Consider the following 18,379-nt stretch of genomic DNA (forward strand, 5'->3'; position numbering starts at 1 on the left):
GGGGGAAGAGGGGGTGGGCCGGGGTGACCGACGGGGGAACACGGGGAAAACACACGGGGGCCGGTCCCCCCGGGGGGGGGGCCCCCGGGCCTCTGACGTACCAGCGGTACTAGTGGGAGTGGCCGTGGCCGCCGTGACCGGCGTCGGCCTCTTCCTCGGCCGGCTTCTCGACGACCAGGGTCTCGGTCGTGAGCAGCAGCGACGCGATGGACGCGGCGTTCTCCAGGGCGGAGCGGGTGACCTTGACCGGGTCGATGACGCCGGCCTTGACCAGGTCGCCGTACTCGCCGGTGGCGGCGTTGAAGCCCTGGCCCTTGTCCAGCTCGGAGACCTTGGAGGTGATGACGTAGCCCTCCAGGCCGGCGTTCTCCGCGATCCAGCGCAGCGGCTCGACGGCGGCGCGGCGGACGACCGCGACACCGGTGGCCTCGTCGCCGGTCTTGCCGAGGTTGCCCTCCAGGACCTTCACGGCGTGGACGAGGGAGGAGCCACCGCCGGAGACGATGCCCTCCTCGACCGCGGCGCGGGTGGCGGAGATGGCGTCCTCGAGGCGGTGCTTCTTCTCCTTCAGCTCCACCTCGGTGGCGGCGCCGACGCGGATGACGCACACGCCGCCGGCCAGCTTCGCAAGGCGCTCCTGGAGCTTCTCGCGGTCCCAGTCGGAGTCCGTGGCCTCGATCTCGGCCTTGATCTGGTTGACGCGGCCCTTGACGTCGTCGGCGTTGCCGCCGCCGTCGACGATGGTCGTGTCGTCCTTGGAGACGGTGACGCGGCGGGCGGTGCCGAGCACGTCGAGACCGGCCTGGTCGAGCTTGAGGCCGACCTCCTCGGCGATGACGGTCGCACCGGTGAGGGTGGCGATGTCACCGAGCATGGCCTTGCGGCGGTCGCCGAAGCCCGGGGCCTTCACCGCGACGGCGTTGAAGGTGCCGCGGATCTTGTTGACGACGAGGGTGGAGAGCGCCTCGCCCTCGACGTCCTCGGCGATGATCAGGAGCGGCTTGGAGCCGCCGCCCTGGATGACCTTCTCCAGCAGCGGCAGCAGCTCCTGGATGGCGCCGATCTTGCCCTGGTGGATCAGGATGTACGGGTCGTCGAGGACGGCCTCCATACGCTCCTGGTCGGTCACCATGTACGGGGACAGGTAGCCCTTGTCGAAGGCCATGCCCTCGGTGAACTCCAGGTCCAGACCGAAGGTGTTGGACTCCTCGACGGTGATGACACCGTCCTTGCCGACCTTGTCCATCGCGTCCGCGATCAGCTCGCCGACCTGCGGGTCCTGGGCGGAGAGCGCGGCGACGGCGGCGATGTCGGCCTTGTCGTCGATCGGGCGGGCCGTGGCGAGCAGTTCCTCGGAGACGGCCTTGACGGCGGCGTCGATGCCCTTCTTCAGGGCGGCCGGGGAGGCGCCGGCGGCGACGTTGCGCAGGCCCTCGCGGACGAGCGCCTGGGCCAGGACGGTCGCGGTGGTGGTGCCGTCACCCGCTACGTCGTTGGTCTTGGTCGCCACCTCCTTGACGAGCTGGGCACCGAGGTTCTCGTACGGGTCGTCCAGCTCGACCTCGCGCGCGATGGTGACACCGTCGTTGGTGATGGTGGGCGCACCGAACTTCTTGTCGATGACGACGTTGCGGCCCTTGGGGCCGATCGTCACCTTGACCGTGTCGGCAAGCTTGTTGACGCCGCGCTCAAGGGCGCGACGGGCGTCCTCGTCGAACTTCAGAATCTTCGCCATGGGCTGTACTTCCCTCTCGGAATGAACTGCGCCCCTCGCCGCCCGGCTAGTCGGTACGCAGGGGGCCAGGGGCGCAGAACACAGGCAAACGTGGGTGAATTACTTCTCGACGATCGCGAGGACGTCGCGGGCCGAGAGGACGAGGTACTCCTCGGCGTTGTACTTCACCTCGGTGCCGCCGTACTTGCTGTACAGGACGACGTCGCCGGTCTTGACGTCGAGCGGAAGACGCTCGCCGTTCTCGAAGCGGCCGGGGCCCACGGCGAGGACGACGCCCTCCTGGGGCTTCTCCTTCGCGGTGTCCGGAATGACCAGGCCGGAAGCGGTGGTCTGCTCGGCGTCGAGCGGCTGGACCACAATGCGGTCCTCAAGCGGCTTGATCGCAACCTTGGAGCTGGTGGTCGACACGATCCGGTCTCCCCCTTCGGAGATCTCACGGGGTTTAGCAGTCAGTGGGCGGCGACCAGACCGATCCGTCGTCGCGGGTGCCGGACCTGCCCTGTCGCACAGTGTGGTGCTGGCACTCTCCAGGGGGGAGTGCCAGACCTGAGACTATGACCGCGATTAGCACTCGGTCAAGCGGAGTGCCAATTCGTCATCCTCGCGCCGTCCCGACCGGAGCCCGACCGGGGCCCGACCGGGGCTCCATCGGATCACCGTCCGGACAACGTGGGGGCAGAGCGCGGTGTTCCGTACGACGGTACGGAGATGACGGCGGTACGGGGACGGCGCGTGCCGAACGGCGCATGCGCGCGCAGCGGGGGCTGAGCGCGCATGCGGGGCGTACGGGGAGGGCGCCGGGTCAGACGTAGTCCTCCAGCTTCGCCACCGCGTACCCCTTGTCCGTGATGGTCTTCATGGCCAGCCGGATCATGTCGGGCATGGTCCCCTTCCAGTCCCCCTTGCCCCGGAAGTGGGTGAGGACGATGTCGCCGGGGTGCAGGTCCCGGTCCCACTCGCGCCACTCCATGCGGTCGGCGAAGGCCTCGGCGGACCAGAGCGGTACGGCGGTGATGCCGCAGGACTGGGCGGCGACGAGGGTGTCGCGGTTGTAGTTGCCGTAGGGCGGGCGGAAGAGGGTGGGCCGCTTCCCGTACTGCTTGAGGATCTTCTCCTGCTGGCCGCAGATCTCCCGCTTCTGCTCGGCGTAGGAGAGGCCGGGCAGATAGCGGTGGTTGAGCGTGTGGTTGCTGATGGTCACCCCGCGCTTCTGCATCTGCCGGAAGTAGCCGTAGTTGTCCTTGGTGACGTAGTCACTGAGGAACGCGCTGTAGGGGATGTCCAGTTCGGTCATCATCCGCAGCAGCGCGGGGTCCTTCTCCGCCCCGTCGTCCATGGTGAGGAAGACGATCTTCTCCTTGGTGGGGACGGTGGTGAAGACGGGCGGCAGCCCCTCGCCGTCGCGGACCTCGAACCCTTGACGGGTGGTGATGCGCGGCTTCACCTCGGGGGGCTCGGGGGCGGCGAGCGGGGTCTTGGCGAGCCCCCACTTCTTCGCCGCGGCGGCCCGTGCGGCCTGCTTCCGTTTCAGCTCCTCGGCGTACGCGTCCAGGGCGCGGGCGGGTCCGGCCTGCCGGGCGGCCTCGCCCTGCTGCCCGGCCGCGGGCTCCGCCGGGCCGCCCTGGGCTCCCGTACCGCCGTCGGCCGTCGCCGCCGCGCAGGCCGAAGTGACGGTGGCGGCCAGGAGGGCGGCCAGCACGACGGAGACCGGTCGGCGCCGTCTCGCGGAGGGGTGCCGCTTCGCGGGTGATTTTCCTTTTTGTCCTACTAGTTGCATGGCGCCGCATCCTGCCAGTCGTCCGCACGCCTCCCGCCCCGACACCGCGAGGGGGTCGGCCCCGTCGCCCGACCGGCGGACAGGAGCCGGCGCCTGCCCGTACCGGCCCGCCTCCGCGCACCGGCCACAATGGGCCGGGTGAACGCAACCACCCCCGCCACGCCGGCCGGCGCCCCCGGCGACCCCGCACACGCCGCCTTCGCCGCCCTGCGCACCCCCGAGGGCGAGCACCTGCTGGCCGAGCTGCGCGACCACGACCCCGCCCAGGAGCTGGCCACCGCGACCCGGCTGCGCCGCACGCACCCGCCGGAGCTGGTGTCGGCCGCCCTGGGCCAGGCGCGGCTGCGGCAGCGGGCGGTGGCGAAGTTCGGGGCCGGGGACGCGTACCGGATGTACTTCACGCCCAACGGCGTCGAGCAGGCCACCCGCACCTCGGTCGCCGCCCACCGCGCCGCCCGGTTCGCCGCGCTCGGCGTGCGGAGCGTGGCGGACCTGTGCTGCGGCATCGGCGGCGACGCCGTCGCCCTGGCCCGCGCCGGGATCTCCGTACTCGCCGTGGACCGCGACCCGCTCACCGCCGAGGTGGCCCGCGCCAACGCCGAGGCGCTTGGTCTCGCCGCCCTGATCGAGGTGCGGTGCGCCGACGTCACGGAGGTCGACACCTCTCCCTACGACGCGGTTTTCGTGGACCCGGCCCGGCGGGGCGGGCGCGGCAGGATCTTCGACCCGGAGGCGTACTCTCCGCCGCTCTCCTGGGCCACGGCCGCCGCACTGAAGGCCCCTCACGCGGCGCTGAAGATCGCGCCCGGCATCCCGCACGAGGCGATCGGGCCGGAGGCCGAAGCGGAGTGGATCTCGGACGGGGGCGATGTGAAGGAGGCGGTGCTCTGGTACGGGGAGGGCGTCGCGCCCGGTTCCATCCGGGCCACCCTGCTGCCGTCCGGGGCCGCCCTCACCGCCCCGGCCCCGCTGCCCGCCCCGCCGGTGGGTCCGGTAGGGCGCTATCTGTACGAGCCGGACGGCGCGGTGATCCGGGCGCATCTGGTCGCGGACGTCGTGGCGCGGTGCGGCGGGCGGCTGGTGGACGAGACGATCGCGTACGTGACCGGCGATGTGCCGTACTCCTCCCCGTACGCCACCGGGTACGAGATCACCGATCAGCTGCCGTTCAACATGAAGCGGCTGAAGGCGCTGCTGCGGGAGCGCGAGGTGGGCGTGCTGACCGTCAAAAAGCGCGGCTCGGCGGTCGAACCGGAGGAGTTGCGCCGCCGGATGAAGCTCGCCGGACCGAACGCGGCGACGGTGTTCCTGACCCGGGTGGCGGGGGCGCCGACGATGCTGATCGGCCGCCCGCTGGCGTGAACGGGCGGGTCGGGACGCAGGGGGGAAGTGGGCGGGTCGGGAGGCACGGCGTGAGCGGGCGGGTCGGAACGTACGGCGTCACTGGTGGGCCGGGGTGCGCGCCGGGGCGGCGGTCGCCGTCAGGACCCGCAGCGCCCAGCGGCGGTGCGTCCACGCCTTGACGGCGCCGATGAGTCCGGTGAGCCAGGCGATCATGCCCAGGCCCATGACCAGGGCGACCGCGCCGTACGTGTCGTCGCCCGGCCGGGCGCTCGACGGGCCGATCACGCAGAGCGCGAGCCCGCCCGCCGCCAGGACGAACGACAGCAGCAGCCAGACCAGGCTCACCCCGGGCAGCCGCAGCTCCCGGTCGCGCTCCGGGTCCCGGTCCAGCGCGCCCCACTCCACGAGCAGCGCGCGGATCTCCCGGTCCCGGGCGAGGTGGAGGCCGACGAGGATGACGGCGGGGATCAGCGCCCCCGCCCCTCGATCCCGGGCTCCCCTCCCCCGGTGCTCCGGCCCTCCCCGCTCTCGCGGTCCGCCCGGCTCAGGCGTCCCGCAGCGCCTGGATGTCCAGCTTCCCCATCCCGAGCATCGCCTTCATCGTCCGCTCCGCCTTCGCCGGGTCCGGGTCGGCCAGCAGCCTCGGCAGCTCGCGGGGGACGATCTGCCAGGAGACGCCGTACCGGTCCTTGAGCCAGCCGCACCGGCCCTCCTCGCCGCCCTCGGAGAGCGCGGACCAGAGCCGGTCGACCTCGGCCTGGTCGGCGCAGTCCACGGAGAGCGAGATGGCCTCGGTGAACGGGAACTGCGGTCCGCCGTTGAGGCCCAGGTACTCCTGGCCCGCGAGCCGGAAGCTGACGGTCAGCACGTCTCCCGCCCGGCCGGGGCCCGCCTCGCCGTGGTGGGTGACGTCCAGGACGCGGGAGTCGCCGGCCTCGCCGCCGAAGATCGCGACGTAGTGCTCGGCCGCCTCCTTCGCCCGGCCGTCGTACCAGAGACAGGGGGTGATCTTCTGCATGGCGGTGGTCTCCTCCTCCGGTCGCCCCGGGGCCGGGGCGTGTGCCGTGTCAGGCTTCTTGGTGGGTAGACCTGCCCCGGCCCCCGAACTCATCGGCCCGCCGCGTCCCCGTCCCGCTCCGCCGCCACCGGCCCGGCGGCCACCGGACCGCCCGCGGCCCGGCTCTCCCCCGGCAGCAGGACGTACGCCGCCAGCGCCGCGGCCGCCAGGAGCCCGGCCGCGACCCAGAACGCGGCCGCATACCCCGAGGAGAGCGCACCGGGCCCGGTCGCGCCGCCCGTGACCTGGGCGGCGACGGTGACCAGGACCGCGAGGCCGAGCGAACCGCCGACCTGGCGGGAGCTGTTGAGCAGCCCCGAGGCCATTCCGGTCTCGCCGGGCGCCACGTCGGTGGTGGCGGCCGTGCCGAGCGGGACGAAGCAGAGCCCGATGCCGAGCGAGCAGAGCAGCGACGGGCCGAGGATCGAGGCGAGGAAGGAGCCGTCGACCGTGGCGGCCGCCGCGAACCAGCCCATGCCGAGCGCCGCCAGCGCTCCTCCCACGGTCATCAGGCGGCGGATGCCGAGCGCCGCGACCGCCCGGGAGGCGAGGACGGAGCCCGCGACGACACCCACGCAGAGCGGCAGGAACGCGAACCCTGCGGCGGTCGCCCCGTAGCCGAGGACCAGCTGCGTGTAGAGCGAGACGAAGTAGAACGCGCCGAACTGGGCCGAGGCCAGCAGCAGGCAGAACAGGTTGGCGGTGAGCACCGGCCGCCCCCGCAGCAGACCGGGCCGGAGCAGGGGCGAGGGCGTACGGAGTTCGACGGCGACGAACGCGGCCAGCAGGGCCAGGGCCGCACCGAGCGTGACGAGCGTGACGGCCGAGCCCCAGCCGTCGTCCGAGGCCCGTACGAGCCCCGAGGACCAGCAGGGTCGTCCCGCCCGTGGCGAGGAGCGCCCCGGCGAGGTCCAGCCGTTGCGCCGGAGCGCCGCTGCCGGCTGACCGGGCTGAAGGAGCACTGGCGGGAGTACGCCGCCGACTACGAGGTCGCGGCCGAGCTGGACGCGATCGTGGAGGGCCTGATCAGGCGGGGGGCGAGGGCCTGATCAGCCGGGGGCAGGGGGCCGAGCGGTCACCGGCGAAAGGCCTCCGCCGGGGGCGCCGCTCACCCCACCGCCTCGAACCTCCACCGGTGCACCGGCCGGGTGATCAGGGCGGCGTCGGGTTCGGGGAGTTCGGGGAGGTCGTCGGCGTACGAGGCGCCCTCCCACCACGTCATGACCAGCACCCGGTCCTGCGGGGCGCGCAGGAGTTCGCGGCGGGCGGGCTCGCGCGACAACTCGGCGGACCGGGCGCGGGCCCACTCCAGGAGTTCGCCGCCTCGGCCCTCCACCGCGCGGGCCTCCCACATCAGGACGATGGTCGCGCCGCTCATGAGTACAGGTTGTCCTTGCTGATCTCGTGCACGTGGTCGTGGTCATGGTCGTGCGAGGGGGAGTGCGCGGCACCCGGAACGTGCGGTTCCGTCACCGGCAGCGACGAGTCCGCCGACAGCTCCAGGTCGGAGGGGCGCCGGTTGCGGGCCACCATCTCCGCGCCGAGCGCCGCGACCATCGCACCGTTGTCCGTGCAGAGCCCCGGCCGCGGCACCCGCAGCCGGATGCCCGCCCGCTCGCACCGCTCCTCGGCCAGCGCGCGGAGCCGGGAGTTGGCCGCCACCCCGCCGCCGATCATCAGGTGGTCGACGCCCTCGTCCTTGCAGGCCCGCACCGCCTTTCGGGTCAGCACGTCCACCACGGCCTCCTGGAAGGACGCCGCCACATCCCGCACCGGCACCTCCTCGCCCGCCGCCCGCTTCGCCTCGATCCAGCGGGCGACCGAGGTCTTCAGGCCGGAGAAGGAGAAGTCGTACGGGGCGTCGCGCGGGCCGGTCAGTCCGCGCGGGAACGCGATGGCCTTCGGGTCGCCCTCCCGGGCCAGCCGGTCGATGACCGGGCCGCCGGGGAAGCCCAGGTCCAGCACCCGGGCGATCTTGTCGAACGCCTCGCCCGCCGCGTCGTCGATGGTCGCCCCGAGCGGGCGGACGTCGGCGGTGATGTCGGGGGCCAGCAGGAGGGACGAGTGGCCGCCGCTGACCAGGAGCGCCATGGTCGGCTCGGGCAGCGGGCCGTGCTCCAGCTGGTCGACGCAGATGTGGGAGGCCAGGTGGTTGACCCCGTACAGCGGCTTGTCCAGGGCGTACGCGTACGCCTTCGCCGCCGAGACGCCGACGAGCAGCGCCCCCGCGAGCCCGGGGCCCGAGGTGACGGCGATCCCGTCGAGGTCGCGGGCGCTGACCCCGGCCTGCTTCAGGGCGCGCTCGATCGTGGGGACCATCGCCTCCAGGTGGGCGCGCGAGGCGATCTCCGGGACGACGCCGCCGAAGCGGGCGTGGGTGTCGACGCTGGAGGCGACGGCGTCCGCGAGCAGGGTGGTCCCGCGCACGACGCCGACGCCGGTCTCGTCGCAGGAGGTCTCGATGCCGAGTACGAGGGGTTCGTCGGCAGCCATCATTCAGTCCCGGTCTCTGGTGCGTTGTCCGCTGCGTGTTCTTGCATGGTGAGGCGCATGACGAGGGCGTCGATGTTCCCCGGCTGGTAGTAGCCGCGCCGGAAGCCGATCGGCTCGAAGCCGAACCGCTCGTACAGCCGCTGGGCGCGGGCGTTGTCGACGCGCACTTCGAGGAGCACGGTGGCGCACTCGAAGGCGGTGGCGGCCTTCAGCAGGTCGGTGAGGAGTTCGGCACCGAGGCCGGTGCCCCAGGCGTCCCGGCTGACCGCGATGGTCTGGACGTCGGAGAGGTCACCGAGGGCGGCGAGCCCGGCGTAGCCGACGATCCGGCCGGTGGCCGGTTCCTCGGCGACGACGTAGTGGCGGGTGGCGCCGGGACCGCGGGCGTGGGCCAGCTCGGACCAGAACATCCCGGGCGACCAGGCGTCGTCCGGGAACAGCTCGTGCTCCAGCTCCAGCACGGGTTCGATGTCCCACCAGCGCATCTCGCGCAGGACGGCGGCGGTGCTCACTTGGGGGTGACCACCTTGTAGTTCTTCGGCACCTGGGCGTCGGGCCTGCGCAGATAGAGCGGCTGCGGCTCCAGCAGCTCCTGCCCGGCGGCCAGCCGTTCGGCGGCGAGGGCGGCGAGCGCCCCGGCGGCCACGTGCTCGGGCCCGCGCGCGTCCGGGAACGCCTCCGGGTAGAGGGCCGCGCCCGCGCCGACCACGGGGAGCCCGGCGAGCGCCCGGGCGATGTCGGCGGGCCGGTCGACGGCGGGCTCACCCGTACGGGTGCGGGAGTCCTCGTACCGCGCCCAGTACACCTCCTTGCGCCGCGCGTCCGTCGCCACGGCGAAGGGCCCCTCCACCCCGCCCTCCCGCCCGGCGGCGTACGCGAGGCCGTCCAGGGTGCAGATGCCGTGTACGGGGACGGCGAGGGCGGAGCCGAAGGTGGCGGCGGTGACCAGGCCGACCCGCAGCCCGGTGTAGGGGCCGGGGCCGACGCCCACGACCACGTCCGTCACGGCGTCGAGTTTCACCCCGGCCCCGGCGAGGACCCGGTCGACGGCGGGCAGCAGCAGTTCGCCGTGGCGGCGGGCGTCGACCTGGCCGAAGGAGGCGATGACGGACGTCCCGTCGTGCAGGGCGACGGTGACGGCGGGGGTGGCGGTATCCATGGCGAGCAAGAGCACGCAAACAGCCTACGGCTCCGCCGACGGCGGTACGGCGCCCGTACGGCGTCCCGGCCCGCCCGCCGCCTGCTGCTACCGTCACCGGGTATCCGCGGGTACGACGTAAAAGCTTGTACGACAACGCCGCCCGCGGCAGCGGCCGTACGCTGCCGCGGGGCGGCGGGCGAAAGGGGAGTCCACGGTGTCAAGGGGAAGCTCGGGAATGGTGGCCGGGCTCACTGCGGCGGCGATCGCCGTGGTCGGTGTCCTCGCCTACCAGGCATCGGCGAACGCCCCCGATTCGGTGGCGTCCTCCTCCCCCACTCCGAAGGCGTCGGTCTCCGCCTCCGCCTCCGCCCAGCCCACCGCGGAGCCGAAGCCCACGCAGGACGCCCTGGCGGTCCCGGCGGACTCGGGCACCGGTGAGCGTGTGGTCTACGCGCTCAAGGACCGGCGGGTCTGGCTGGTGGACGCGAACGGCAAGGCGCTCCGTACGTTCACGGTGATGCCGAGCCCCGTCAGCCCGCCGCCCGACATCTACCAGGTCACCTCGCGCTCGGGCACGGTCCAGGGCTCGGACGGCGTGCCCATCGAGCACGTGGTGCGCTTCGCCAACGTCGACAATGTCGCGATCGGCTTCAGCGCGGCGCAGGACGGGTCGATGGAGCCCCCGGACCCGACGTCGAGGACCGGTGGCGTCCGGATGAAGCGGGCGGACGGCAACGCGATGTGGACGTTCGCGACGGTCGGCGCCAAGGTGGTCGTGGTCCCGTAGGACCTGCCCCGCTACGCGGCCCGGCGCCGCACAGCACCCCCGTGGCCGGTCTCCGCTTCCCCGTCGGCGCCGTCGGCCGTCTCGGGCCCGCTCGGCGGCGGCGTGGAGACGGCGGTGGCCGCGGCGCACGAGGCCAGCAGGTCCTTCATCGACAGGTCGGACGGCGTCGGCTGCTGCCGGGGCTGCCTCTCCGCGCGCTCGGGCGTCGGCATGGATGCCTCCTGGGCTCCGGTGGAGGTCGTGGTTAGGTAGACCTAACCAGGTCTCCTACCCATGTGACCACGACCACGGTCCCGTACGCAACAATTTACCGACAGCCCGTCGGGAAAGCGACCTCCGCGATGCCCCGGCCGCCCCTCGGCGTGGGGCAGGCGTTACGCCAGCTCCTCCCGCAGCCCCGCCCAGCGCGGGCCGATGCCCATCAGGGTCACGTCGCGCCGCTCGTCGTCCGTGTCGCCGGTCGCACGGTCGATGAGCACGCGCAGCCGGTCCTCGGACAGCTCCTCCACCTTGCCGTCGCCCCACTCCACGACCACCACCGACTCGGGCAGCGAGACGTCGAGGTCCAGGTCCTCCATCTCGTCGAGCCCGCCGCCCAGGCGGTACGCGTCCACGTGGACGAGGGCAGGCCCCTGGACCAGCGAGGGGTGGACGCGGGCGATGACGAAGGTGGGCGAGGTGACCGCGCCGCGCACGCCGAGGCCCTCGCCGAGCCCCCGGGTCAGCGTCGTCTTCCCGGCACCCAGCTCGCCCGTGAGCATCACCAGGTCGCCGGGGGCCAGGACCCGGGCCAGGCGGCGGCCCAGATCCTGCATCTGTTCGGGGGACTCGACGGTGAGCGTGACGGTGACGGCCGTCCCGGTGCTAGCGACGGCCGGGGTGCTGTGCGGTGCTTCCATGCTCGCCAACGTTAGCGGCAGCCACCGCCCCGGCGCGTACGAGCAGGTCGGCCAGCCGGTCGGTGACCGTCTCCGGGTGCTCCAGCATCACCAGGTGCCCGGCGTCCGGAACCAGGATCAGCTCGGCGTCCGGCAGCACGTCCGCGATGGCCTCGCTGTGCGAGCTGGGGGTGACCAGGTCCTTCTCTCCCGCCAGGATCAGCACCGGCAGGTCCCGGAAGGCGTGCAGCGCACCGCTCTCGTCGTGCTCGGTGAAGGCCGGGTAGAACTCGGCCACCACATCGATCGGGGTCGACTCGATCAGCCGCTCCGCGAACCGGGCGACCGCCGGGTCCACGTCCCGTGAGCTGAAGGAGTACCGCTTGATCAGTCCGGCGAAGAGGTCGGCCGTGGCCCGGCGGCCCTTCTCCACCAGCTCCGCCTGCGTGCCCAGCGCCCGCAGCACCCCCGGCAGCACCCGGCGCACCGCCCGCACGCCCGCCACCGGCAGTCCGAAGTTCACCTCCCCGAGCCTGCCGCTGGAGGTCCCGACGAACGCGACGGCGGCGACCCGGTCGCGGATGAGGTCCGGGTACTGGTCGGCCAGCGCCATCACCGTCATGCCGCCCATGGAGTGGCCGACGAGCACGATCCGGCCCTCGGGGACCGCCGCGTCGATGACGGCCTTCAGATCGCGGCCGAGCTGGTCGATGCCGAGGGCCACCCCGTCCGCCTGGGCCCGGCCGCGCTCGGAGTGGCCGTGGCTGCGCTGGTCCCAGTGGACGGTACGGACCAGGCCGCGCAGGGCGGCGCGCTGGAAGTGCCAGGAGTCCTGGCCGAGGCAGTAGCCGTGGCTGAAGACGACGGTGACGGGGGCGGGGGCCTTGCGCCCGAAGAGCCTGCGGCGGCGGTGAGGGCCGGGCCCGGAGCCGGTTGCGTCGGCGGGGGCGGCGGGCTCGGCCTCGTCGACCTCGTAGTACAGCTCGGTCCCGTCGTCGGCGACGGCCCGGCCCGGGGTACCGCGCAGGGAGCCGTAGGGTCCGGTGGCGTCCAGCGCGAGGCGGGCCCTCCTGCGCATCCCGCGCCCGACGGTGAGCCGCTCGACGGCGACCCCGGCCGCCGCGCCCGCGGCGAGCACCCCTATGGCGGCCCCGGCGACGCCCGCCCGCCGCCACCCGGCCGCCGTGCTCGCGGCAGCCGCCACGACGTCCCCGGCCGCCCCCGCGCTGCTGTCGCTCACGTCGCCGGTCCCCCGCTCCGGACGGCCGCCCTGTTCCCGGCCCCGGCCCCTTCGTCCGCGGCCCCGGCCGCACCGCCCGCCGTCCCCGCGGCCTTGTGGACGGTTCCGGCCGCCGCCACCCCGTCCACGTGCCCCACGGCCCCGCCGACGCCGTCCACGATCTCCGCCGTCTCGTTCACGTACACCCGCGGGACCCGCGTCCCGATCCGGGTGACGATCTCGTACCCGATCGTGTCGGCGGCCACCGCCCAGTCCTCCACGCTGGGCTCGCCCCGGTCCCCCGGACCGAACAGCAGCGCCTCCGCGCCCGGTTCGGGGCGGTCGCCGCCGAGGTCGACGACGAACTGGTCCATGGCCACGCGGCCCGCCGCCGTACGGACCCGGCCGCCGACCAGGACGGGGCCCCGGCCCGACGCGTGGCGCGGGATGCCGTCCGCGTAGCCGACGGGGATCAGGCCGAGCGTCGTCTCGTCGGCGGTGGCGTAGTGGTGGCCGTAGCTGACGCCGTGGCCGGCCGGGACGTCCTTGACCAGGGCGACGGCGGCGGCGAGCGTCATCACCGGGCGGAGCCCCAGCTCGGCGGGGGTGCCCAGCTCGGGGGCGGGCGAGACGCCGTACATCGCGATGCCGGTCCGTACGAGATCGAAGTGGGTCTCGGGGAGCGTCAGCGTGGCCGGGGAGTTGGCCAGGTGGCGCACCTCGGGGTCGACGCCCTCCTTCTCGGCGTACGCGACCATGTCCCGGAACGCGGAGAGCTGGGCGGCGACGGAGGGGTGGCCGGGCTCGTCGGCGCAGGCGAGGTGGGACCAGAGGCCGGTGATCCGGATGGCGCCCGTCCGCTCGGCGGCGCGGGCCTCGGCGACGAGTTCCGGCCAGTCGGCGGGCTGGCAGCCGGCCCGCCCGAGCCCGGTGTCGGCCTTGAGCTGGACGCGGGCCGGGCGGCCGGCGGCAGCAGCCGCCGCGACGGCCTCGCGCAGCGACCACAGCGCGCTGACCGAGACGTCGATGTCGGCCTCGATCGCCTCGCGCCAGGGCCCGCCCGGTGTCCACAGCCAGCACATGACCCGGCCGTCCAGACCGGCGGCCCGCAGGGCGAGGGCCTCGTGCGGGGTGGCGGTGCCCAGCCAGGTGGCCCCGGCCTCCCGCGCGGCCCGCGCGCACGGCACGGCCCCGTGGCCGTACCCGTCGGACTTCACCACGGCCATGAGCTGTGCCCCGGCCGCACGCTCGCGCAGGGCACGCACGTTGGCGCGCAGCGCGGCGAGGTCGATCTCGGCACGGGCTCTCAGGGACGCTGTCTCGTTCATCGCGCCCAGTGTCTCAGAGGCGCCCGTCACCTCCCCGGTACCGCACGCCGGTATCCACACCTATGTACGTTTCATCACATGCTTCAGGTGGTCGACGAGGACGGGCACATGGCTGTCGGCCACGTCTTTGACGGCGGTGACCAGCGTGATGGGACCGCCCTCACGCACCAGCCCCGCCAGCCGCTCGACGGCCTCGGTGTGGGCCGGGTCGCCCAGCTCGGTCCGGTAGCGCTCGACGAACGTGTCGCGGCGGGCGCCGGACCGGTCCTGGTGGTACCAGGAGCGCAGCTCGTCCGAGGGGGTGATGTCCTTCAGCCACACGTCGACGGCAGCGCGCTCCTTGGTGACGCCGCGCGGCCAGAGCCGGTCGACGAGGACGCGGGTGCCGTCGCCGTCCTCGGGCGGGTCGTAGACCCTGCGTACGCGTACGGGTTCGCTGCCGCTCACGGTCAGGGTCCTCTCCGCTGCTGCCGGGCTTCCACCTTCGCCCGTACTCATCCCTCCCGCACGCCACACGTCTCCCCTCCTCGCCGCCTGCCTCACCCCGCCCGCACATCGCGCCAGGCCGCCGGGACGGCGTCCGCCACGTCCTGGGCGGAGAGCGGGCCGCCGCCGGAACCGTGCCGGGCGGCGAGTCCGTGGAGGTAGGCGCCGACGGAGGCGGCGTCGCGCGGGGCGAGCCCGGCCGCCAGCAGCGACCCGGTCAGCCCGGAGAGCACATCGCCGCTGCCCGCCGTGGCCAGCCACCCGGTCCCGGTCGGGTTGACGCGTACGGGAGTGTCCCGGGCTTCGGCCACCAGGGTCGTGGACCCCTTGAGGAGCACGGTGGCGCGGTAGCGGGCGGCCAGCTCCCGTACGGCGGCCAGCCGCCCGGCCTCCACCTCCTCGCGCGCCACGCCGAGCAGGGCGGCGGCCTCCCCGGCGTGCGGGGTCAGGACGGTGGCGGCGGTCCTGGTCCGCACGGGCTCGGGCTCCAGCAGCCGCAGCCCGTCGGCGTCGACGAGCACGGGGACGTCGGCGGCCAGCACGTCGGCTGCCGCCTCCTGAGCCCACCGGCCGTCCCCGAGGCCGGGCCCGAGCACCCAGGCCTGGACGCGTCCGGCCTTCGACGGCGGCCCGGCGTGCACCAGCGTCTCCGGGAAGCGGGCGATCACCGCGTCCGCACCGGGCCCCACGTACCGCACGGCCCCCGCCCCGCCGCGCAGGGCGCCCGCGACCGCCAGGACCGCCGCACCCGGGTAGCGCTCGGACCCGGCGACGACGCCGACGACGCCCCGGCTGTACTTGTCGCTCCCGGCCCCCGGCACCGGGAGCAGCGCCGCGACGTCCGCGTACTGGAGCGCCTCCAGGTCCGGCGGCTCCGGCAGCTCCGGCCCGAGCCCGATGTCCACCAGCCGCAGGGCGCCCGCGTGTTCGGCGGCCGGGTCGATCAGGAGGCCCGGCTTGTACGTCCCGAAGGTGACGGTCGCGTCGGCGCGGACCGCCTCGCCGTGCACCTCCCCGCTGTCGGCCTCCACCCCGCTGGGCAGGTCGACGGCGATGACGGGGGTACGTTCCCGGTCCCGGGTCACCGCCCGCAGCAGGGCGACGGCGTCCTCGCGCAGCCCGCCGCGCCCGCCGATCCCGGTGATGCCGTCCACGACGAGGTCCAAGGGGCCGCCGACGTCGTCCGGCCCGTCGGCCACCCGTCCCCCGGCGGCCAGGAGGGCGGCGAGCCCGCCCGCGTGCGCCCGGTCGGGCGAGAGGAGGAGGGCGCGCACTCCGGCGCCCCGGCGGGCGAGGCGCGCACCGGCGTACAGGGCGTCGCCCCCGTTGTCGCCGCTGCCGACCAGGAGCAGGACACGGGACCCGTACACCCGGCCGGTGCGCCGGAGCAGATCGCCGCAGGCGGCGGCGAGCCCGGCGGCGGCGCGCTGCATCAGGGCGCCTTCCGGCACCCGCTTCATGAGGGCGGCCTCGGCGGCCCGTACGGTCTCCACGCTGTAGGCACGTCGCATGGGACCAACCCTGGGCGATCACACCGGCGGACGCCACCCCCGCGGGGCGAGCGGCGCACGCCGGCCGGGGCCGGCCGGGGCCCTCCCGTTCCGGAAGGCCTCCGCTGCGCACCCGGGGGGCCGCGCCGCGGACCGCACCCGCGGAAGCGGACCCGCCCCACGGGGTCGGCCGCCGCCCCCCACAGGTCCGGAGGCGGACGCGCCCAGCAGGTCCCGCAGGCGCCCCCTCACCCCTCCGCGATCACCACCGCCGACGCCACCCCCGCGTCATGGCTGAGCGAGACGTGCCAGCCGCGGACGCCCAGCTCGGCCGCGCGGGCGGCCACCGTGCCGCTCACCCGCAGCCGGGGCTGCCCGCTCTCCTCCACCCAGACCTCCGCGTCGCTCCAGAGGAGCCCGCTCGGCGCGCCGAGCGCCTTGGCCAGGGCTTCCTTCGCGGCGAACCGGGCGGCGAGCGAGGCGATGCCGCGCCGCTCGCCGCTGGGCAGTGTCAGCTCGCTCTCGACGAAGAGGCGGTCGGCCAGCTGGGGCGTACGCTCCAGCGCGGCGCCGAACCGCTCAATCTCAGCCACGTCGATCCCGACTCCGATGATCACGAACCCACCCTCGCCATCCCCATCACCCGGGGCGCACGCCCCGGCTCACTCCACGGTCACGGACTTCGCCAGATTGCGCGGCTGGTCCACTTCGTTGCCGCGGGCCGTCGCCAGCTCGCAGGCGAAGACCTGGAGCGGCACGGTGGCGACCAGCGGCTGAAGCAGCGTAGGCGTTGCGGGGACGGTGATGAGGTGGTCGGCGTAGGGGACGACGGCCTCGTCGCCCTCCTCGGCGACGACGACGGTGAGCGCGCCCCGGGCCCGGATCTCCTGGATGTTGGAGACGATCTTGTCGTGGAGGACCGAACGCCCGCGCGGGGAGGGGACGATGACGACGACCGGCAGCCCCTCCTCGATGAGGGCGATGGGCCCGTGCTTCAGCTCCCCGGCGGCGAACCCCTCCGCGTGCATGTAGGCGAGCTCCTTGAGCTTGAGCGCGCCTTCGAGGGCGACCGGGTAGCCGACGTGGCGCCCGAGGAAGAGGACGGTGTCGTGGTGGGCGAGGGAGCGGGCCAGGGCGCGGACGGGCTCCATGGTCGTGAGGACGCTCTCCACCTCGGCGGAGATCGCGGAGAGCTGGCGCACCACCGTACGGATCTCGTCGCCCCACTTGGTGCCGCGCAGCTGGCCGAGGTAGAGGGCGACGAGGTAGCAGGCGACGAGCTGGGTGAGGAAGGCCTTGGTGGAGGCGACGGCGACCTCGGGCCCGGCGTGGGTGTAGAGGACGGCGTCGGATTCCCGGGGGATCGTCGAGCCGTTGGTGTTGCAGATGGCCAGCACCTTCGCGCCCTGTTCGCGGGCGTGGCGCAGGGCCATGAGCGTGTCCATGGTCTCGCCGGACTGGGAGATGGCGACGACCAGGGTGCGCTGGTCGAGGATCGGGTCGCGGTAGCGGAACTCGCTGGCCAGCTCGGTCTCGCAGGGCAGCCGGGTCCAGTGCTCGATGGCGTACTTGGCGATCATCCCGGCGTGGAAGGCGGTGCCGCAGGCGACGATGACGACCTTGTCGACCTCGCGGAGTTCGGCGTCGGGGATGCGCACCTCGTCCAGGGTCAGCGACCCCTCGCCGTCGACCCGGCCGAGGAGGGTGTCGGCGACGGCCTGGGGCTGGTCGGCGATCTCCTTGAGCATGAAGGAGGCGTAGCCGCCCTTCTCGGCGGCGGAGGCGTCCCAGTCGACGTGGTACTCGCGCACGTCCGCCGGTGCCCCGTCGAACCCGGTGACGGTGACGCCGTCGCGGCTCAGCTCGACGACCTGGTCCTGGTCCAGCTCGATCGCGGAGCGGGTGTGGGCGATGAAGGCGGCGACGTCGGAGGCGAGGAACCACTCGCCCTGCCCCACGCCCACGACGAGCGGGGAGTTGCGCCGGGCGCCGACCACGACGTCCGGCTGGTCGGCGTGGACGGCGACGAGGGTGAAGGCCCCTTCCAGCCGTCGGCACACCTGCCGCATGGCGTCCGCGAGGTCCCCGCCCGCCGAGAGGGCCTCGGCCAGCAGATGCGCGACGACCTCGGTGTCCGTCTCGGACTCCAGGGTGTGGCCGCGCCCGGTCAGCTCGCGCCGCAGGGCCGCGAAGTTCTCGATGATCCCGTTGTGGACGACGGCGACCCGGCCCGCGTTGTCCAGGTGGGGGTGGGCGTTGGCGTCGGTGGGCGCCCCGTGCGTCGCCCACCGGGTGTGCCCGATCCCGGTCCGCCCGGCCGGCAGCGGCCGGTCCCCCAGCTCCTTCTCCAGATTGACCAGCTTGCCCGCCTTCTTCGCGGCGGCGAGCCCGCCGTCCGCGAGCACGGCGACACCCGCCGAGTCGTAGCCCCGGTATTCGAGGCGCTTGAGTCCCGCGACGACGACGTCCTGCGCTGACTGCTCACCGACATAACCTACGATTCCACACATAGCGGCACCCTAAGGCCGGAGGCGCCCCGGGGGCAGAGCGGTGGGGGGGGGGGGGGGGGGGGGGGGGGGGGGGGGGGGGGGGGGGGGGGGGGGGGGGGGGGGGGGGGGGGGGGGGGGGGGGGGGGGGGGGGGCG

20 protein-coding genes are annotated in these 18,379 nt (G+C 74.1%); 2 read left to right on the forward strand and 18 right to left on the reverse strand.

The window, feature by feature from the left end:
- Positions 1–109 precede the first annotated feature (109 nt).
- From groL to AC0682_RS26235, 3 genes are all read right to left on the reverse strand, one after another.
- The gene (gene groL, locus AC0682_RS26225; protein WP_254811900.1) at positions 110–1,735 is read right to left on the reverse strand and encodes a chaperonin GroEL; all 1,626 of its coding nucleotides are present in this window, start codon (positions 1,733–1,735) and stop codon (positions 110–112) included.
- Between the two features lie 99 nt (positions 1,736–1,834).
- Entirely contained in the window at positions 1,835–2,143 is a 309-nt protein-coding gene (gene groES, locus AC0682_RS26230) for a co-chaperone GroES (RefSeq protein WP_254811901.1), read from the reverse strand.
- 394 nt (positions 2,144–2,537) lie between these two features.
- Positions 2,538–3,512, reverse strand: a complete 975-nt coding sequence (locus AC0682_RS26235) for a polysaccharide deacetylase family protein (protein ID WP_478535487.1) — start codon at positions 3,510–3,512, stop codon at positions 2,538–2,540.
- Positions 3,513–3,641: 129 nt separating this feature from the next.
- Between AC0682_RS26235 and AC0682_RS26240 the strand changes: the two genes are divergently transcribed.
- Positions 3,642–4,874: a class I SAM-dependent methyltransferase gene (locus tag AC0682_RS26240; protein ID WP_478535489.1), complete on the forward strand. Its 1,233-nt coding sequence runs from the start codon at positions 3,642–3,644 to the stop codon at positions 4,872–4,874.
- Positions 4,875–4,952: 78 nt separating this feature from the next.
- Here AC0682_RS26240 and AC0682_RS26245 read toward each other — a convergent pair whose 3' ends face one another.
- The 7 genes from AC0682_RS26245 to tsaB all read right to left on the reverse strand — a co-directional run bounded on the left by AC0682_RS26245 (position 4,953) and on the right by tsaB (position 9,565).
- Complete coding sequence (locus tag AC0682_RS26245) at positions 4,953–5,261, reverse strand: hypothetical protein (protein ID WP_478535490.1); 309 nt, start codon at positions 5,259–5,261, stop codon at positions 4,953–4,955.
- Positions 5,262–5,400: 139 nt separating this feature from the next.
- Positions 5,401–5,874, reverse strand: coding sequence for a VOC family protein (locus AC0682_RS26250; protein WP_478535491.1), 474 nt, complete (start codon positions 5,872–5,874; stop codon positions 5,401–5,403).
- Between the two features lie 89 nt (positions 5,875–5,963).
- Positions 5,964–6,875, reverse strand: coding sequence for an MFS transporter (locus tag AC0682_RS26255; RefSeq protein ID WP_478535492.1), 912 nt, complete (start codon positions 6,873–6,875; stop codon positions 5,964–5,966).
- Between the two features lie 146 nt (positions 6,876–7,021).
- Entirely contained in the window at positions 7,022–7,291 is a 270-nt protein-coding gene (locus AC0682_RS26260) for a hypothetical protein (RefSeq protein WP_478535494.1), read from the reverse strand.
- On the reverse strand, positions 7,288–8,406 hold the full coding sequence (tsaD, locus tag AC0682_RS26265; RefSeq protein WP_478535495.1) for a tRNA (adenosine(37)-N6)-threonylcarbamoyltransferase complex transferase subunit TsaD: 1,119 nt from the start codon (positions 8,404–8,406) through the stop codon (positions 7,288–7,290). Before tsaD ends, AC0682_RS26260 begins: the two co-directional genes overlap by 4 nt.
- Positions 8,406–8,891 carry a ribosomal protein S18-alanine N-acetyltransferase gene (gene rimI, locus AC0682_RS26270; RefSeq protein ID WP_478535523.1) on the reverse strand — a complete coding sequence of 162 codons (486 nt, stop codon included), beginning with the start codon at positions 8,889–8,891 and terminating at the stop codon, positions 8,406–8,408. Before rimI ends, tsaD begins: the two co-directional genes overlap by 1 nt.
- A gap of 23 nt (positions 8,892–8,914) precedes the next feature.
- Positions 8,915–9,565 carry a tRNA (adenosine(37)-N6)-threonylcarbamoyltransferase complex dimerization subunit type 1 TsaB gene (gene tsaB / locus AC0682_RS26275; protein ID WP_254813208.1) on the reverse strand — a complete coding sequence of 217 codons (651 nt, stop codon included), beginning with the start codon at positions 9,563–9,565 and terminating at the stop codon, positions 8,915–8,917.
- 217 nt (positions 9,566–9,782) lie between these two features.
- Here tsaB and AC0682_RS26280 point away from each other — a divergent pair, with 217 nt between their 5' ends.
- Entirely contained in the window at positions 9,783–10,334 is a 552-nt protein-coding gene (locus AC0682_RS26280) for a hypothetical protein (RefSeq protein WP_478535496.1), read from the forward strand.
- A gap of 11 nt (positions 10,335–10,345) precedes the next feature.
- Here AC0682_RS26280 and AC0682_RS26285 read toward each other — a convergent pair whose 3' ends face one another.
- The 8 genes from AC0682_RS26285 to glmS form a co-directional block, all read right to left on the reverse strand.
- Positions 10,346–10,546 (reverse strand): hypothetical protein, encoded by a 201-nt coding sequence (locus AC0682_RS26285; RefSeq protein ID WP_478535497.1) that lies wholly within the window; start codon positions 10,544–10,546, stop codon positions 10,346–10,348.
- 162 nt (positions 10,547–10,708) lie between these two features.
- Positions 10,709–11,233: a tRNA (adenosine(37)-N6)-threonylcarbamoyltransferase complex ATPase subunit type 1 TsaE gene (gene tsaE / locus AC0682_RS26290; protein ID WP_478535498.1), complete on the reverse strand. Its 525-nt coding sequence runs from the start codon at positions 11,231–11,233 to the stop codon at positions 10,709–10,711.
- The gene (locus tag AC0682_RS26295) at positions 11,199–12,452 is read right to left on the reverse strand and encodes an alpha/beta fold hydrolase (RefSeq protein ID WP_478535499.1); all 1,254 of its coding nucleotides are present in this window, start codon (positions 12,450–12,452) and stop codon (positions 11,199–11,201) included. Before AC0682_RS26295 ends, tsaE begins: the two co-directional genes overlap by 35 nt.
- The gene (alr, locus tag AC0682_RS26300) at positions 12,449–13,759 is read right to left on the reverse strand and encodes an alanine racemase (protein ID WP_478535500.1); all 1,311 of its coding nucleotides are present in this window, start codon (positions 13,757–13,759) and stop codon (positions 12,449–12,451) included. Before alr ends, AC0682_RS26295 begins: the two co-directional genes overlap by 4 nt.
- A gap of 60 nt (positions 13,760–13,819) precedes the next feature.
- Positions 13,820–14,206, reverse strand: coding sequence for a DUF488 domain-containing protein (locus AC0682_RS26305; RefSeq protein ID WP_478535502.1), 387 nt, complete (start codon positions 14,204–14,206; stop codon positions 13,820–13,822).
- Between the two features lie 92 nt (positions 14,207–14,298).
- A complete protein-coding gene (locus AC0682_RS26310; RefSeq protein ID WP_478535503.1) occupies positions 14,299–15,756 on the reverse strand; it encodes an NAD(P)H-hydrate dehydratase in 1,458 nt (485 codons plus the stop codon).
- A gap of 227 nt (positions 15,757–15,983) precedes the next feature.
- On the reverse strand, positions 15,984–16,352 hold the full coding sequence (locus tag AC0682_RS26315; protein ID WP_478535504.1) for a holo-ACP synthase: 369 nt from the start codon (positions 16,350–16,352) through the stop codon (positions 15,984–15,986).
- Positions 16,353–16,397: 45 nt separating this feature from the next.
- Complete coding sequence (gene glmS, locus AC0682_RS26320; protein ID WP_478535505.1) at positions 16,398–18,245, reverse strand: glutamine--fructose-6-phosphate transaminase (isomerizing); 1,848 nt, start codon at positions 18,243–18,245, stop codon at positions 16,398–16,400.
- Between the last annotated feature and the right edge of the window lie 134 nt (positions 18,246–18,379).

The sequence above is a fragment of the Streptomyces sp. NPDC043746 genome (assembly GCF_056436485.1).

Bases quoted from the DNA above. Each gene is read 5' to 3' on its own strand.
- groL (WP_254811900.1), bottom strand. From the start codon at position 1,735: ATGGCGAAGATTCTGAAGTTCGACGAGGACGCCCGTCGCGCCCTTGAG.
- AC0682_RS26235 (WP_478535487.1), bottom strand. From the start codon at position 3,512: ATGCAACTAGTAGGACAAAAAGGAAAATCACCCGCGAAGCGGCACCCC.
- AC0682_RS26240 (WP_478535489.1), top strand. From the start codon at position 3,642: ATGGGCCGGGTGAACGCAACCACCCCCGCCACGCCGGCCGGCGCCCCC.
- AC0682_RS26250 (WP_478535491.1), bottom strand. From the start codon at position 5,874: ATGCAGAAGATCACCCCCTGTCTCTGGTACGACGGCCGGGCGAAGGAG.
- AC0682_RS26260 (WP_478535494.1), bottom strand. From the start codon at position 7,291: ATGAGCGGCGCGACCATCGTCCTGATGTGGGAGGCCCGCGCGGTGGAG.
- tsaD (WP_478535495.1), bottom strand. From the start codon at position 8,406: ATGGCTGCCGACGAACCCCTCGTACTCGGCATCGAGACCTCCTGCGAC.
- rimI (WP_478535523.1), bottom strand. From the start codon at position 8,891: ATGCGCTGGTGGGACATCGAACCCGTGCTGGAGCTGGAGCACGAGCTG.
- tsaB (WP_254813208.1), bottom strand. From the start codon at position 9,565: ATGGATACCGCCACCCCCGCCGTCACCGTCGCCCTGCACGACGGGACG.
- AC0682_RS26280 (WP_478535496.1), top strand. From the start codon at position 9,783: ATGGTGGCCGGGCTCACTGCGGCGGCGATCGCCGTGGTCGGTGTCCTC.
- AC0682_RS26285 (WP_478535497.1), bottom strand. From the start codon at position 10,546: ATGCCGACGCCCGAGCGCGCGGAGAGGCAGCCCCGGCAGCAGCCGACG.
- tsaE (WP_478535498.1), bottom strand. From the start codon at position 11,233: ATGGAAGCACCGCACAGCACCCCGGCCGTCGCTAGCACCGGGACGGCC.
- alr (WP_478535500.1), bottom strand. From the start codon at position 13,759: ATGAACGAGACAGCGTCCCTGAGAGCCCGTGCCGAGATCGACCTCGCC.
- AC0682_RS26310 (WP_478535503.1), bottom strand. From the start codon at position 15,756: ATGCGACGTGCCTACAGCGTGGAGACCGTACGGGCCGCCGAGGCCGCC.
- glmS (WP_478535505.1), bottom strand. From the start codon at position 18,245: ATGTGTGGAATCGTAGGTTATGTCGGTGAGCAGTCAGCGCAGGACGTC.